Source organism: Thermosporothrix hazakensis (genome assembly GCF_003253565.1).
Classification (GTDB): Bacteria; Chloroflexota; Ktedonobacteria; order Ktedonobacterales; family Ktedonobacteraceae; genus Thermosporothrix; species Thermosporothrix hazakensis.
This window is the reverse complement of record NZ_QKUF01000001.1, coordinates 286,953-303,293: the sequence shown is the minus strand read 5'-3', so window position 1 is coordinate 303,293 and position 16,341 is coordinate 286,953. Positions and strand designations below refer to the sequence as shown.

The 16,341-nt window shown below is 54.4% G+C and carries 13 protein-coding genes; 3 read left to right on the top strand and 10 right to left on the bottom strand.

The window, feature by feature from the left end; genetic code table 11:
* Positions 1-82: 82 nt before the first annotated feature.
* Both EI42_RS01245 and EI42_RS01240 read left to right on the top strand, forming a co-directional pair.
* Entirely contained in the window at positions 83-1,114 is a 1,032-nt protein-coding gene (locus EI42_RS01245; RefSeq protein WP_111317955.1) for a hypothetical protein, read from the top strand.
* 84 nt (positions 1,115-1,198) lie between these two features.
* Positions 1,199-1,897 (top strand): DedA family protein, encoded by a 699-nt coding sequence (locus tag EI42_RS01240; protein WP_111317953.1) that lies wholly within the window; start codon positions 1,199-1,201, stop codon positions 1,895-1,897.
* 146 nt (positions 1,898-2,043) lie between these two features.
* On the opposite strand, the gene EI42_RS01235 is transcribed toward EI42_RS01240, so the two are convergent.
* The 10 genes from EI42_RS01235 to EI42_RS01190 all read right to left on the bottom strand — a co-directional run bounded on the left by EI42_RS01235 (position 2,044) and on the right by EI42_RS01190 (position 14,159).
* The gene (locus tag EI42_RS01235; protein ID WP_111317949.1) at positions 2,044-3,003 is read right to left on the bottom strand and encodes an LLM class flavin-dependent oxidoreductase; all 960 of its coding nucleotides are present in this window, start codon (positions 3,001-3,003) and stop codon (positions 2,044-2,046) included.
* A gap of 113 nt (positions 3,004-3,116) precedes the next feature.
* On the bottom strand, positions 3,117-4,772 hold the full coding sequence (locus EI42_RS01230) for a hypothetical protein (RefSeq protein WP_111317946.1): 1,656 nt from the start codon (positions 4,770-4,772) through the stop codon (positions 3,117-3,119).
* Between the two features lie 10 nt (positions 4,773-4,782).
* On the bottom strand, positions 4,783-5,604 hold the full coding sequence (locus EI42_RS01225; protein WP_111317943.1) for an ABC transporter ATP-binding protein: 822 nt from the start codon (positions 5,602-5,604) through the stop codon (positions 4,783-4,785).
* A gap of 279 nt (positions 5,605-5,883) precedes the next feature.
* Positions 5,884-6,540, bottom strand: coding sequence for a methionine ABC transporter permease (locus EI42_RS01220; protein WP_111317940.1), 657 nt, complete (start codon positions 6,538-6,540; stop codon positions 5,884-5,886).
* Complete coding sequence (locus tag EI42_RS01215) at positions 6,541-7,521, bottom strand: methionine ABC transporter ATP-binding protein (RefSeq protein ID WP_111317937.1); 981 nt, start codon at positions 7,519-7,521, stop codon at positions 6,541-6,543.
* 92 nt (positions 7,522-7,613) lie between these two features.
* Complete coding sequence (locus EI42_RS01210; RefSeq protein WP_111317934.1) at positions 7,614-8,432, bottom strand: MetQ/NlpA family ABC transporter substrate-binding protein; 819 nt, start codon at positions 8,430-8,432, stop codon at positions 7,614-7,616.
* A gap of 260 nt (positions 8,433-8,692) precedes the next feature.
* Positions 8,693-9,670 carry an aromatic ring-hydroxylating dioxygenase subunit alpha gene (locus tag EI42_RS01205; protein WP_111317931.1) on the bottom strand — a complete coding sequence of 326 codons (978 nt, stop codon included), beginning with the start codon at positions 9,668-9,670 and terminating at the stop codon, positions 8,693-8,695.
* A gap of 194 nt (positions 9,671-9,864) precedes the next feature.
* On the bottom strand, positions 9,865-11,463 hold the full coding sequence (locus EI42_RS01200) for a helix-turn-helix domain-containing protein (protein ID WP_111317928.1): 1,599 nt from the start codon (positions 11,461-11,463) through the stop codon (positions 9,865-9,867).
* Between the two features lie 329 nt (positions 11,464-11,792).
* On the bottom strand, positions 11,793-12,611 hold the full coding sequence (locus tag EI42_RS01195; RefSeq protein ID WP_111317924.1) for a tetratricopeptide repeat protein: 819 nt from the start codon (positions 12,609-12,611) through the stop codon (positions 11,793-11,795).
* 48 nt (positions 12,612-12,659) lie between these two features.
* Positions 12,660-14,159, bottom strand: a complete 1,500-nt coding sequence (locus EI42_RS01190) for a MiaB/RimO family radical SAM methylthiotransferase (RefSeq protein ID WP_111317923.1) — start codon at positions 14,157-14,159, stop codon at positions 12,660-12,662.
* A gap of 538 nt (positions 14,160-14,697) precedes the next feature.
* On the opposite strand from EI42_RS01190, the gene EI42_RS01185 reads away from it, so the two are divergent.
* Positions 14,698-16,317 carry a Na/Pi cotransporter family protein gene (locus EI42_RS01185; RefSeq protein WP_111317921.1) on the top strand — a complete coding sequence of 540 codons (1,620 nt, stop codon included), beginning with the start codon at positions 14,698-14,700 and terminating at the stop codon, positions 16,315-16,317.
* The last annotated feature ends 24 nt before the right edge of the window (positions 16,318-16,341 follow it).

The following is a 16,341-nucleotide window of genomic DNA, read 5'->3' as shown; positions in this document are numbered from 1 at the left end:
TTTCTTACTGTTTTGATGGTAGTGCGTGCTTGATAGAGAGCCTCAGAAGGCCCCGGTTGCTCAGAAAGGATATCAAGCAGTTATGAAGGCTGTCTCCGCAGCCCTGGTACTGGTTCTCGGTGCCGCTCTTATGCTCTGGTTTGGTAATACGCTCAATTCCTGGATCCTCGGTGGGTTAATCGGTGGTCTCGCTGCCTTAGTTCTCAGTATCCCCATTTCTGTGATGATCTTCTCCCATCTCGCTCGTCGTCATGATGAGCGCTTGCGGCTTGAAGTTGAAGAAGAAGAAGCATTCTATGAAGCTGAAATGTATACTGCTGAGTATGCCGAGCTGCCGACCGGCCGAGGGCGCCGCACGATAGAAAGCTACGCGGTCACCGAGTACGCGGATGACGACGTTGATGATACGGAATATGTTCCGCTCTCGCGAGGATATTCTGGTTACTACTTGCCGGAACCCTCTTCTCAGCGGCTTCCTGCTCCGTCAAAGCGTAGCACGCCTGCCCTTCCTGCCGAAACTCGTAGTCAGGCCACGAATGGACGGCGTCCACAACGCCGGTATTATCCCGGTCTCCCTGCTTCGGCCACCAATGTGACGCAAAAGAATCTGCGTTCTGCCGCGTTGCGTGATGCTTCAATGGAGGCCAATGATCTGTACGAGAACGACTACTATGATGAGGAGCCGATCCCACAGCGCCGTTCGACGCGTTCCGGCCGGATTCAGCGTGGGCGTGCTTCCCGCGAGTTAACGGGCCGTCATCGAGTACGTCGAGTTGTCGATTCTATTCCACCTCAACAGTTGCCTCCTGCTCGGTCTTCCTATGACCAGTATGAAGATGAGGAGCCTCAGACAGAGGTCATACAGGACCCATATCCTTCGACGAAATCACGTCGCCTTCCATCAACGCAGCTTTCACGTCAGTCGCGTGCGTTGCCGTCTCGGCCAGCAGATCCCTCAACAGAAGTGTTCCAGAAGCCGCTTGTCAGGAGGGCTCCGTATGTCTATGAGGATGACTCTGTTCAGCAGGAGCTCTCACAGCAGATGCAGCGGCCGATTCGGCGTCGCTCCTCTCTTCGTCTATCTCATCAGCTTGATGATGAGGAAGAAGTATAGTTCTGGTACTGTTAGCTAGCCTCTTTTAGCGGACTGTGGTACTATCAAATCAAAAAGACCGGTTTCGCTGAGGAGGCTTTTTTTATGCTTGGACCTTTAATGGAAATACTGCAAACGTTTATAACCAATCTTTATGTTCAAACGGGTTTGTTAGGTATTATTCTTGCTATGGCGATTGAAAGCTGTTGTATACCATTGCCAAGTGAAATTGTTATGCCTGTCGCTGGCATCATGGTTTCGCGGCGTCTCTTGCTTGGTGGCGTACCTGATCCGTGGGGCGTGGTGCTGGTTGGTCTTTCTGGCGCTCTGGGTTGCCTGCTTGGCTCGATGCTGGCATACTGGATCGGCTATAAGGGAGGGCGCCCATTGATGCTGAAATATGGACGCTATGTGTTAATTTCGCAGCATGACGCGGATAAAGCCGACGCCTTCTTTAAGCGCTGGGGCTCTGCGACTGCCTTCTTCTCCCGGCTGCTGCCCATTGTCCGTACCTATATTTCCCTGCCCGCGGGAATTACCAGAATGCCTTTTATCAAGTTCTGTGTCTATACCTTCCTCGGCTCGTTCCCCTGGTGTCTGGGTCTGGCCTATCTCGGCCATGTTGTCGGCGATAATCTGGATGTGATTGAGCCCTATTATCGTGGCGCTGAGATCATCGTGGTGCTGGCTGTGGTGGCACTGGTTGTGCTCTACTTCTGGCTGCATATTCGCAACGACCGCAAGGCCCGCGCTGCTCTGGCCGAGGCCCGCGCTACCGAGCAGACCCCTACTTCTCAGAGCTAAACGCAGAACAAGCGGCAGGAGGGCACAGCTTTCCTGCCGTATCGCTTTTCAGAGCTCAGATATCCTCGGCGAAAGTGGCCTTGCTGCTTTACCGAGCGAGACGGGCACACAGAAACACGTGGTGCCCGTCTTGTTTGCTCTCCGTTCTACTTTGTGCAGTGTGGCAGAACCTCGGTTGCGAAGGCCTGAATCCCCTCAATATCATCGATATCGAGCCATTGCACCATCAGTTCCTCAACTCCTGCCTCTTCATAGGCCTTAATCTGCTGAATGACCTGCTCTGCGGTGCCAACAATGTTCCCCTTCTCGGTATGGAGCGTATGCACCACAGCATCGAGCGACTTGTCTTTCAGCTCAGGGACGGAGTGACGCCACTCCAGCTTGCGATCAAGGGTGGCGCTATCTTTGCCGAAGTAGATGCCCTGCATGGCTGTGCGCTTAACATCAGCAGGCTGACGTCCCTCTTTTTGCAGCAGCGTGTCAAGCAGAGTTGAGCGCTCCCGAAACTCATCGGGGCGCAGGAAGACCGCGTTCCAGATATCCGCGTAGCGTGCCACCAGTGGAAGCAGGCGTTTAGGGCCATTGCCGCCGATCAGCAAGGGAAGCTTCTGCTGTGGGCGTGGAAGAAGCTGCGCGTCGTGAAGCTGGTAGAAGCGTCCCTCAAAGGTTGCCGGCCCTTCGCTATGCAGCAGACGTGTTGCCACCTCCAGCCCTTCCTCAAAGCGTGCCATACGCGTCGGGATATCACCAAGCGGATAGCCATATGCGTGATGTTCGCGATCCTGCCAGCCGGAACCCATGCCCAGAATCATGCGTCCGCCTGAAAGGTCGCTCAGTGCTGCGGCCTGACGTGTCAGCATCGCGGGATCACGGAAGGAGACCGGCGCGACCAATGGTCCGAAGTGGATGTGCTTGCTTTGGGCAGCCAGATAGGTCAGGGAGACGACCAGTTCAAGGGATTCGTAGTCGGGGGGATTGGGATTGGTGAAGTGGTCTGAGCGGAAGAGGCCGGCAAATCCCTGTCCGTCGACTGCTTCTATGAGGCGCTGCCAGCGTTGCCATGTCAGCCCCATCTGCCCCTCTACCATAAGAGAAATCGCTACCATAGGTTTTCTACTCCTCTACAATGTTTGAATCTTCCTTTCATGGTAGCGAATGCTGCTTGCAGGCGTCAAGTCAGACAGCAGCAGGGGAGCCGTCTGACTCCCCTGCTTTTGGGCTATTTGGTGACTGCTTCCAGAATCTCGGGCATTCGCTTCACCAGCCGGGCGCCGGCAAAGCGTGTGACACCCACATAGATGATCATGCTATAGGCAAGCCCGAGCGGTACACTGAGTGCCAGGATCCATTGGGCATGGAAGAGCACCGGAAGCGCTGTACCCAGGGCGACTGGCGCGGTCAGCGCTACCATTGCGATAAGCGCGCCCAGCGACATCAAGGCTCGCAGACAGCCCGCCTCAGATGTGGTTCCAGTTGAGGTCTGCATTCCCCGGCGTAGCTCTTTCCATTTCTGCGGGAAGAAGACTGAGGAGGCGTTACCACAGCCGACGATAATCAGGATTGCAGCAATGCCCGATACAAGTGAGGGCACGAACAGATCCCAGTTCCTGGTGAGAAAGGTTGCAATCGGGAGCATAATCAGCAGCTCGATGAGACCGATGCCAAAGGCAACCAGATTCTTTCCCCAGAGCAATTGCATGGGGCGAAGCGGAAACAGAAACAGCGTGGTCAGGCTGGCTCGCTCAAAGCCAAGCGCATTATATGAGAAACGATAGAGGGTCAGGGCGATGACGAGGGGCGTGAAGATCATCAGCCAGACGTTGAGTCCGGTCGGATTGTTTCCGATATTGAGAAACGAAACCACAATCGCGAAGATGGGTAACAGAATGGCTTGCAGGAGCAGCGCCGTAATCTGCGGATCACGTCGTATGTAGCGCATGTCTTTCAACAGCACTGCATAGGCCTGCCCGGGAACCAGACGGCCAAGGAGACCACCGGCAGGGACCGTATCTACCTCTTTATGCTGATGTTTGCGCTGCTTCTCAACATCTGGCGCGACCAGTCCCTTTTCAACAACGCTCTGCCAGAGATACAGGGCAACAAAGCCGATCGCAAGCGGTGCAAGCAGCCAGAGGAACCCGCTTCCCCAGTTTCCTGCGTTTGCCTGCTCGATAGCCCGGCACACCATCCCGGATGGAAGCCATTGCAGGTAGGGCGAGAAGGTCTGCTGATTGAGCAGGTTCAGGAATGAACTGGATGCCAGCCCGCGAAACAGGAATTGCGCGAAGTATCCTGTGAATGAGACCAGCACAATCAGGAGCACACCCAGATCACGAAAGCGCCGACTTTGCAGAACTCGCATCAGGGCGGTGAGCACGAACTGACTGGTCCCGATTAACTGGAAGTAGAAGACGATCATTGCCAGTAGCGTAAAGAGCGCCATTGGCAGTGAGGTTGCCATACCGGCAATAACGCTTCCGAGCAGGATCAAGAGCCCGAATGTGGGGAGATCCAGCAGCGTTGAAGCCAGAAGACCGAACATCAGTTCCCAACGTGTCAGCGGGAAGGTTGCCAGCTTCGAGAGGTCCAGCCCCTCGTTCATATTGAATTCCAGCAAGGGAAAGATGATCCAGAATACATAGATGGACGAGAGAACCAGAAAGAGAACCTCGATATTTGCCGGGGCAGGCAGAAAACGAGTTGTGTTAAAGATGAGCGCACTGAATGCGAATGCGATGATCAGCAGGAAGATGAGAAAGATGGCCATGCCGATAATCTGTCCCCCCTGCCCTTTGCCTTTGCGCGTAAAGGCGCGTAAAAAGAGTTTCCAGCGCAGCCAGAGCAGCCAGCGCAATTTATCCCCGTGAATAAGCACAGCAGCTCTCCTATTCTAGCCAGCTCAGGTTATGAGCTTCATTCCGCACGCCGATCACATTGAGGAAGATATCTTCCAGTGTTGCATCTTTGTCCTCGCCGCTGGCCCGTTCGCGCAGTTCCTGAAGAGTGCCTTCAGCGACAAGCGTGCCCTGGTTGATAATCCCCACGCGCGTACATAGACGCTCAACAACTTCCATGATGTGTGAGGAGAAGAAAACGGTCGTTCCTCGCCGCGTCAGATCTTGCAGGATGTCACGAATGACCCGCGAACTGACCGGATCAATGCCCTCAAAAGGCTCGTCAAGGAAAATGACCTGTGGGCGATGAAGAATCGCTGCTGCAAGGGCAACCTTTTTGCGCATACCAACCGAGTAATCAACAACCATTTTATCGGCATCGTTGTTCAGTCCCAGAATCTCCAGGAGCTCTTCTGTGCGACGCCGTACGTCCGCAGCAGGAACTCCGTACATATGCCCGGCAAAAGCGATAAATTCACGCCCGGTTAGCCGTTCGTACAGGTTCAGGTGCTCGGGAAGCACTCCCATCAGGGTACGGGCCTGAAGTGGATTTTGCCAGACATCAACTCCACTGACCAGAACTGTCCCACTGGTCGGGCGCAACAGGCCAACCATCATCTTGATGGATGTTGATTTGCCTGCGCCGTTTGGCCCCAGAAAGCCGAAGAATTCGCCGCGTCGAACTGCCAGGTTCAGATGATTCACCGCGACCTTCTGGCCGAAAACCTGGGTCAGATCTTGTGTGTAAACTGCGTATTCAGATGGATTCCCAGATTGTGGTATCATTGAGTCTTGCTGCGGAAATGTCGTCATTTTTAATAGTCCTTTTCGATGTTCTTTATATTGCGATTAGCTATACAGAATATAACTGATCGTTAACTGATTTGTCAAGGGCATCCTGGCTTCGCTGTGGAAAATGGGCGTGTAGAAGCTCTTTCTCCCTCGAATAGGCGGGGAAAATACAGGCAGTTCAAATGGGGACTCTCTATGAGGGGCGTGCCTGATTGCGACAATAGTGCTGGATTTATAGCGGTTTGTTTTAATCTCAGGCAAAATAAAGAAGGGGCAAACGAGTTTGCCCCTCGACATATTCTATTTCTTTTCCAACAGGCTGGCGAGGAAGTTGCCAAGTAACTGGATACCCTGCACCAGAATAATCAGCAGGATAACGGTGACGATCATGACGCCGGTCTCGAAGCGCATGTAGCCATAACGAATCGCCAGATCTCCCAGACCTCCCGCACCAATCGCGCCCGCTATAGCCGAGTACCCGAGCAGGTTGATAAAGGTGATCGTGATGCCGCGGACCAGCGCGGGTAATGCCTCCGGGATCAGCACCTTTGAGATAATCTGCCAGTTATTGCAGCCAATGGCCCGCGCGGCCTCGATGACGCCGTTATCAACCTCGCGCAATGAGGTCTCGGCAACACGTCCGAAGAACGGCACAGCAGCCACGACCAGCGGAACAATAGCGGCGGGCGCTCCGATTGTCGTTCCGGCGATCAGGCGGGTAAATGGCGAGATGGCAACCATCAGGATGATAAACGGAAGCGAGCGGCCAATATTGACGATAATACCGAGTACCTGATTGAGCCCCGGTGCGCGGAGCAGTCCCCCTTTGTCGGTGGTTGCCAGCAGGACGCCAAGCGGTATCCCGAGGATCACGGTAAAGATGGTGGAGGTGATGACCATCAGAAGCGTGTCGAGTGTGGCCTGAATCAGATCAGGTGTAAGCGAAGACCAATCCATTTACCGCTGTACCTCCACGTGTAGTCCAAGATTTTGCAGATAGGCCAGGGCCTGCTCAACCTGCGGCCCAACCAATTCGGCCTGCATCTGTCCGATACGCTGCTGTCCAAGCAGTTCAAGCTGTGCGCTGAGAATATTCACATCGACCTCAAAACGGCGAGCCAGCGTGGAGATAATCGGCTCTTCCGCCGAATTGCCCGCGAAGACGATCGATACGACGGCAGCCCCCGGCTGTGGCGTGTGGATTTGAGGGCGTGGGAAGAGAGCATGCGAAAGGCGGGTATCAGGCTGCGCTGCCAGTTCGCTGACCTCTCCCTGCTCGACGATCCGTCCGGCCTCAATAATCGCGACGCGATCACAGATCTCGCGTACGACGTCCATCTGATGCGTAATCAGGAGAATGGTGAGGCCCATTCGTTTGTTCAGATCGCGAAGAAGCTGCAAAATAGAATGCGTGGTCTGGGGATCAAGGGCCGAGGTGGCCTCATCCGAGAGCAAAACGTCAGGGGAGCCCGCCAGCGCTCGGGCAATGCCCACCCGCTGCTTCTGGCCTCCCGAAAGCTGCGAGGGATATACTTTGGCTTTATCGGAGAGCCCGACAAGGCCAAGCAGCTCTTCGACGCGCGAGCGCCGTTCGGAGGCTCGCACTCCCATCACTTCCAGCGGAAACGCGACATTCTCAGCAACGGTGCGCGAATTGAGCAGGTGAAAATGCTGAAAGATCATACCGATACGCTGTCGTGCCTTGCGTAGCGCGGCTCCAGATAGCGTAGTCATTTCCTGGTTATTGACGATGATCGATCCAGAGGTCGGGCGTTCCAGCATGTTGACGCAGCGAATCAGCGTGCTTTTGCCCGCGCCGCTCTGGCCCAGAACCCCAAAGATCGAACCTCGTGGCACGTCAAGGTTAATGTCATCAAGGGCGACAACCGCCTGATCTTTCTTGCCATACACTTTACGAAGATTGCGAATGGTTATCATGTGCGACAGAACCTTTAGAAATGTGAAAGCGGAGCCTCTCGCCAGAGAGGCCCGCAGATGTGAGAAGCAAGCAAACAGTTGTTTCGGGCGGCTTAGAAGGCCGGCAGGACCGAGCCCTGATACTTCTCCTCAATAAACTTTTTCACTTCCGGGGAGGTCAGGAGCTTATACAGCTTCTGTACCGCCTGATCATTCTCGTGGCCCTTCAGCACGGCGAGTACGTTGGCGTATGGGTTGCCTTTTGCCTGTTCCAGCGCCAGCGCGTCTTTTGAGGGCTTGAGGTTGATCGACATGGCGTAGTTGCCGTTGATTACGGAAATGGTGGTGTCATCCAGTGAGCGCGGAAGCTGGGCGGCTTCCAGCTCTTTAATCTGAAGATTCTTGGGATTGGCGGTGATATCGTGAACGGTGGCCTTTGTGCCCACATTCTCTTTCAGGGTGAGCAGGCCCTGTGCTGCGAGCAGTTGCAGCGCTCGACCGCCATTGGTGGCATCATTCGGAATGGCGACGACCGCTTTGTCGGGAACCTCTTTGAGCGATTTGATTTTCTTCGAGTAGATGCCGAGCGGCTCGATATGCACCCCACCGACAGAAACCAGATCAATATGATGTTCCTTGCCAAAATCCTCCATATAGGGGACATGCTGGAAATAGTTCGCGTTGAGTTGCCCATCCTGAAGCGCCAGGTTTGGTTGTACATAATCAGTAAATTCCACTATCTGGATATCCAGACCCTCTTTTGCCGCAAGATGATCCTTCACATATTTGAGAATCTCTGCGTGTGGGGTGGGCGAGGCTCCAACTTTAATGGAAAGAGAATTCGATGAGGATTGACCGCTGCCGCCGCATCCGACCAGAAGCAGAGCGAGCGCGGCAAAGCAAAGAAGAAAACGAGTCCTGAACAACCGCATAAATAAGGTACCTCTCCATCTCAAAAACATCTTCTTCGTCTGAAGCAAGCGAATACGAAGAATGGCGGTATTATAACAAAGTTGATCAACTATGTCAACAATATGCAGGCCCGCCAGTTGCTGCCCCGGGGGAAGCTTTCCTGAATCTCTGTATCGGCCAGGTCGAGGCTCTTCTAAAGGGGAAAAAGGAGAGAGCGGAAAACAACCTCAATGGATTATAGCATATCTCAACAGGTGGTGCTTTCCGCTCCTGTATTGAATTATGCGGTTCCGAAACTCAGGCCAAGCTGACGCAACCATTTACGATAAGCAATGGATGTGCGGTCAGAGCGCAGATGGAGTTCGGCCTGAAGATCAAGCGGCAGAAGCTCCGGGCGCTGTGATTCGACGACCGGGATATCCTGTAGCGTGATGATATTCTGGAACTCGCGTACCTCTTCATCGGTCTGATCAGTGTGATCAATGGCGACATAGGCCCAGGCGATTGATTCCTGTTCGGAGACCGGCGTGACCGTAAAGAACATTGCAAAGCGCGGCCCGGTTGAGGTTTTCATAAAATAGGCGCTCAAGGGGCGAGGTACTTTATACGTATAGTGAACGCGTTTCCCTTCTCCCGTGCCGTCTGGATTCGGCTGCCAGACAGAGATATCACGAGCAATGACACCCTCCGGGGTGATCTCGGCGGTGTAGTCGTTGATCGCGGGGTCGATGGGATCGCCCAGATAACCCTGATGGACAAAGGGGAAATGGGCGACATCCAGGAAGTTTTCAACTGCTCGTGGCCCACTTGCCTTATAGGTGTAGGGACCGCAATGAATCTTACGGAACGAGGGGTCATCCCATTCCTCAAATATGGGAACATCCTGTGTGGTTTCTCCGAGCGTCACCCAGACCCAACCATACTTCTCGGTCGCGCGATACACTTTTGCGCGGGCCTTCGAGGGGGGAATCTGCTCAGGATGCGCGGGAATACGGACACAGCGTCCTTCTGCATTGTAGGTCCAGCCGTGGTATGGACAAATAATGGTCTCGTTCTCGATACGGCCAAGCGAAAGCCGGGTACCTCTATGGATGCACAGGTCACGCCAGGCACACACTTGATCGCCCACCCGCCAGAGCACGATATCTTCTCCGAGCAGTTTGACTGCCAGCGGTTTTTCACTTGTTACGTCTTCAGAACGTGCGACAACATGCCAGTCGTTGGCAAGCACAGTATCACACAGTTGTTGCTGCTGCATATCTCATCCTTACTTTGGGGGAATAGGTATCTCTTTTGAGAATGTCTTCCACAGGTAATACTATCTCAGTCTCTTCTGAAAGTAAAGGATTCTAGCCTCTTTTTTATGGAATAGTTGCCTGTGAAAGGTGAACTATCTGTGTATTGAAGTGGTACCCGGAATGGAAGGAACAAACAATGTAGAGGAGAAAGGTCTTAGCGCTTGTGTACCTGATGAATCTTAAGCGCGATCTGGAGTGAGAGGCGAAAGTCTGCATCTTCAAGCGAGTGGCCCAGAAGCTCTTCAATGCGCCCGAGGCGATAGAGCAGCGAGTTGCGGTGCAAGTGCATCATCCGGGCTGTTTCGCTGAGGTTGCCATTGCAGTGAAAGAAGGAGTCCAGGGTTTCGATCAGGGTTTCGTCCTGCCGGCTATCATGCTGTAGCAGAGGACCAAGCGTTTCACGGTAGAAGGCGTCTAGCTCGCTGTGTCCATCGAGGTGGAAGAGCAGGCGATAGATGCCAAGCCGTGCGAACGAGTGGATTTTCCCTTCTCCGAAGAGTCGGCGGCCTATTTCCAGCGCTCGTTGAGCCTCTCGATACGATTGCGGGATCATCTCAAGCGTGTTAGCGATGCGCCCGATGCCGCACGAGAGCGGAGTGCCTTTATTGGTGCGGGTGAAGATGCGCTCCAGCCGGGTATAGATTGTCTTTTCGCGCTCATTCTCGTCTGCCACACTGGCAGGGAGCAGGGCCAGCACGCGCCGTCGCTCGACCAGTATCCAGCAGCCGCGCCAGTCGCGTTGTAGCTCTTCGCGGATGCGGCGTCCCCACAGTGCTGCCGGATCGCCGGGGCGAAAATCGGGGATCTCCTCGGCAAGCTCGAAAATCGCAACAACCTCTGGTTGGGCGAGATCGTAGCCAAGAATGCGAGCGCGAGCCAGCATTTCCTCTGTGCTCTGGTAGGTGCCGCGAATAATATTGGTGAATGCCTCGACAAGATAACGATTCTCGACCTCGCTGCGTTCGCGTTCCCGGGCCACTTCCAGTGCCAGCACCGGGACAACCTGCCCGAGAATAATGCGTTCCAGAAAGTCGAAGTCGCTTTCGGGGCCGATCAATGAGATCGAGCCTACCACCTCGTGCCGAATCTGGATCGGTTCTGTGATGCGGGTCAGCGAGCGCTGATGCAGAAAATCGTCGGAGAAGCTGGCTGGAAGCTCAAGCGGTCGCGCTGAGTCGGGCGTGGCTTGAACCCGAACCTCGCCGCTTGAGTCCTGAACAATGACCCATTTTTCCCGGCTCTGCGCCAGATAATCACAGACGCCCTGAATGCCGGCACCCTGAACGCTCAATTGCATCAGATGATGAGCAATCTCGGTGGCTTTGCGCTCGATTTCGCCCCTGAAGCTGACAACAAAGGTAATGACTTCGCGCTCAATCTCTTCGAGGTGGCTGTTGGCAGGCAGGAGGATCAGGGGAAAGTTCTGCTGATCGGCAAAGGAGATGGCTTCCGGGTCGAGGGCTGAGAGATCGGGGGCGGCAACTCCGACCGCTGCGACGCCTGCTTTCTGCAAGCTTTTGAGCAGGCGGGGAAGTGTTTCATCCAGTCGTCGTAGCTGTGAAAGGGCGAGCAGGGCCAGTTCGCCCCCCTGCACGCTTTCAAAGGCTGGCAGGCGTACGCGCATGCGACAAGCCCAGGTAACGCGGCGTTCCAGCCCGCCTGACCCCGCCACCAGCTGGGCTTCGCGTGAGGCGAGCAGCGTGAGAATATTGCGGACTGAGGCCGATGAGATGGAAGGTGGAAGACTGCTCATAGCTCACACTGTATTCCCACTGTTTCTTTCATCCCCGGCAGCCGTGGAAGGCCACCCCTACGAGAGAGGAGTGCAGGCTTCATCCCTCGTTCATGGAGCGTGTGTAGTTCCAGAAACGTGAGTGATGTTGCCTTCACACTCTTCTGTGCACACTCAAAAGGTTGCTGTGATACAGCAATGCGAGAAAATAAGGGAAAGCCGACTAGCGGCGGGTTGCTGTTGCGGCTTTTTGCTGTTGCTGTCTCTCTTTCATCTTCCGTTTTTTCTTCAAGTGTTTATGCCAGGCAACTTTTTTCGTTTTATTCATATAGAAACCTCCTCTGACTGCATTAATCTTCTATTTCAAGCGAAGAATCGAAATCGGCGTCGCTGAGCTCGTCGCTTTCGTCTCCGCTATCATAGTACTCGTCATCATTGCCAAGCTCGTCATCATCATCATGCTCGTAGCGAACCGCAGAGCCACGAATATATGCGCGGATCGTATCGCTGCTGCCCTGGGAGGGGAAGCTGACGCGACCGAACATACTGGGATGCTGGTACTCCTCGCGAATGATAATACGGACCTGGTTATTCTCGGTTCCAAGAATAGCTGCTGCGTATCGGTTCCCATGTTCCATGAAGGTAATCAGGCGATTTGCCAGACGGGGTTCAACCTGTCCGATTTCGTCACCTGCTGCATTATATACCAGCAGAGAATGGCCGCTGACGCGCAACTGCACACGATCTCCCACCCCGATTTTCACGAGAATGGAGGCAGGGCCGAGGTTGATCAGATCGGTCACACCGGTCTTGCCGGTCTCCTCAATGAAGAGCCGTGGATCAATCCTGTCTGTCACCGGGGTAGGTTTGCGTTCCTGGGTGTCTTGAAGCAGTGCCAGACGCTCAAGATTCTTTTTCGCGATAGTGTTGTTCGGGCTAAATTTGAGTGTCTGGTTATAGGCATCTCGTGCCTCGGCGTACATGCCTAGCTCGCTATAGGCTTTGCCGAGACGATTGAGCGCATCTGGTTCGCTGGGGAAGAAGCCCAGAATGTTCTTGTTGGTCTGGATCGCTTCTTCCCATTGTCCCTCTTGCGCCTGCTTGATGGCGATTTCAGTCCATTGTTTCTTTAAGCGAGCTTTATCTTCGGTTGAAAGGGCTTGCGTCATCGAACGACACCTCCATCATCACCATGATGTTATTATTTGTAGTCCCGATTACGTGAAGGAAGGTTCAGCAACCGCGCACCCCTGAAGGGACCAGGCTGTCGCTCGTTCAATACGCACATTGACCAGATCTCCCGGCTTGATATCTCTATCGTCAGGTGCGGGGAAGAAGACCAGTTTGTTCGTGCGGTTGCGTCCCTTCCATTGCTGAAGGCCACGAGAGGTGTTGATCTCTTCAACCATCACTTCTTCGATACTGCCTACCAGCGGTTGATTGATTTCCAGGGCAATTCTGGCCTGTTGCTCTTCCACTGCATGCAGGCGGCGCTTCTTCTCGGCCAGCGGGATATCATCTTCCCAGCGTGCCGCGACAGTGCCGGGGCGTACAGAGTAGGCTGCAACATGGACGACATCGAAACGGATCTTTGCCAGCATATCAAGGGTTGTCTGGAACTCTTCCTCTGTCTCTCCGCAGAAACCGACAATAATATCTGTTGAGAGTGAGGCTTTCGGCCATAGCTCGCGTACGCGGTCAATGCGCTCGCAGTATTCCTCTATAGTATAGCCGCGCTTCATACGCTTGAGTGTATCGTTATGTCCGGCCTGAACGGGAATGTTCAGGTGCTCGCAGACCTTCGGCATAGCGGCCATACGGCGGATCATGTCGTCTGTCATATGGCGCGGGTAGGAGGTCATAAAGCGGATGCGCTTCAGCCCTTCGATCTCGCTAAGGCTCTCCATCAAGTCGGCGAGATTTGGCTGCCCGGGCAGGTCAAGCCCATATGCCTCAATAGTCTGACCAAGCAAGGTCAGTTCTTTCGCTCCCTTGTCAACCAGAGTACGGGCCTCAACCATCAGCTCATCAATCGGCCGGCTGCGCTCGCGGCCTCGGCGATAGGGAACAATACAATAGGTGCAGACTTTATTACAGCCGAGCACAATCGGGAGCCATGCGGTTGGCTTGGCGTGCGCCTGTGGTGGAATGTTGGTCGGATAGTGTGCGACGCGCTCGCCAGGTTTAGGCACGATTGCCATCGGCAGAACAGTGCGTTTTCCGGTCCTATTAAAGGAAGTTGCGAATGTCGGTGTGATCTGTGCGGGTGCTACAGGAGTTGCGGCCGGCTGCTCGTTGTCCATGAATTCAATATCCAGACAGCCTGCTCCAGAGATAGGGGTCCAGCGTTCTTCCAGGAACCGCGGCAAAATGTCGGCCTGCTCTACCTTCATAAAGAGGTCGATATGTGGGTATCGCTTGCTGAGCTCATCAATGGTTTTTTGTTTGCCAATCATACAGCCCATCAGCGCGACAAGCAGGTCGTCACGTTTCTCCTTGACTCGCTTGAGCTGTGCCAGCAGGTTGTGAGCCTTCTCTTCGGGAGCCTGGCGCACGCTACAGGTATTGAGGACCACGAGATTTGCTTGATCCATACCCGTTTCTTCCCAGCCCAAATCCTCTAATATGGCCTGGATGCGCTGCGAGTCGGCCTGGTTCATCTGGCAGCCGACCGTCCAAATATGATATTTACCGCGCGGAATATTCGTCGTGGTCATCGTTAACGCCTCTCTTCGAGTCCAATTTGCTGATCTACTTTTGAACTATGCATAAGGAAATAGAAACTTTCTCCGGGACCTTATCTCTAGAGACGGTATTATATACTGTCGTCCGTGCTTTGTCCAGGTGGCTTACAATGGGGGTTTCTCGGGGGGAATGAGACTCCTTTTTCCCATGCTGGGAGCATGTTTTTCAGAGGCGTTCTTTCCTTTCGCCTTCTCCCGGGCTGCTCTCTGTCTCCTGGCAGCCGGGTAAGCGCGCCTCTGCTTGCCAAAGGACAGGCAACATGGTATAGTATATTTAACACTGCCTTAACATTCTCTTAATATTGATTTAACACAGTGTGGCATCGACCGGATGGTTTTTGTAGGTTTGTGGTTGTGGGTTCCCGGGGATCGCTGCTTCCCCTTTGTGTGATCGTTGCCTCTTGCTACTTCGGCTGGAATAGGTATTTCAGCAAATTCTGTTTCCAGATTCACATGATGTGACGTTTGCGACTGTTTGGCGGGTCGCCTTATCTCAGGAAGGGAGGGGGTCATGTTCAACACCGCAAATCCTACGGCAGTTCTGGGATTGCTGGTGAGTGGCGTCTGTTTGTTGCTCTATGGGGTTCATCAAATGGCCGATGCGATGCAGCGGCTGGCCGGTAGCCGGCTACGTAGCGCGACAATGGCGCTCTATAAACAGCCGCTTGCGGCTTTCGGTGTGGGGGTACTGACAACCGCGTTAACGCAGAGCTCAAGTGCCACCTCATCCTTGCTAGTTGGTCTGGTGGGGGCGCAATTGATGCCTCTCAGTGTCGCTATTATCATGCTTTTAGGAACCAATGTCGGCTCTACCCTGGTGGTTCAATTGCTCGCCTTTCACATTACCGATTATGCCTTGATCATTGTTGGTCTGGCTGCTGCTATCGCCTTGCTGACACGCAAGACATCGAAGCGGGAACTCGGAGGGGCACTTGTTGGTTTCGGCCTGATTTTGCTGGCGCTGGCGGCGCTCCAGGCTGGAAGTAAGCCCATTACATCGAATGAGATCACTGCGGAACTGTTGCAGAGGTTAACAGACGCGCCGATTGTGCTGGCGCTGATCGGGCTTGTGCTTGCTGTCATCTTCTCTTCAAGTACGGCCACGATCGGTATTGTGCTGGTGCTGGCTTCTAATGGCTCGCTGCCTTTAGATGGGGCGGTTGCCTTGATGCTCGGGGCGAACGTTGGCACGACGATCATTGCCCTGTTAACATCGATGGGGCACGAGGCGATTGAAGGGCGGCGGCTCGCGCTGATTCACACCGGCACCAAGTCACTCGCGGCTGTCGTCGCGCTGGTTGCATTGACCCCTCTGACTGATTTGCTGGCTATGTTGCCCGTGCATGCAGGGATGCAGGTCGCTCTGGGACATCTTTTCTTTAATGTGCTGCTGGCTGTGGTCTTTGTCCCGCTGGCGCAGCCGCTGGCCTCGCTGGCGACAAAGCTGATGCCTGCTTCCGTTGAGGAGTCGCAACCCGGGCTTGATCCGGCGGCGCTTCAGTCGCCGGCGCTGGCTCTGGGACAGGCGACGCGTGAAATCCTGCGCATGACCGACATTGTCACGAACATGTTCAGGCGCAGTATTCGCGCCTTTGTGCGGAATGGCAATGAGGAGCCGCAACTGATCGGGAAGATGGACGATCAGCTTGATGAAATGGAGGATGCCGTCAAGCGGTATCTGACGCAACTGGCTGAGGATAAGATGACGCCCGAACAGAAGCGGCGGCAGATCGCGCTGCTCTGCATCGTGACCGATCTGGAGGCGATCGGCGATATTATCGACCGACAGTGCATGCGGGTCGCACGGCGCAAGTGGCGCAAACAGATCTCGTTTTCACAGGAGGGATGGAATGAGCTTGTGACCTACCATTCCGAGGTCACTACGGCGCTCCAGCAAGCGTTGGCGGCGCTGGCGGCTCAAGATCCAACGCTGGCGGACGAGTTCTTTGAGCGTAAGGCGCAGCTCAGCCAGATGAAACGCGAGTTCCGCTTGCGACATTTACAGCGGCTTCAGTCGAAACTACCGCCTAGTGTGGAGTCGAGCGCTCTGCACCTGGAATTCTTGAATGCGATGAGCCGGGTTGTGTCGCATGCTTCCAGTATCGCTCATGTTGTGCGGGGAGATATGTAGTCAGGCAATATCGACAAAGAATGC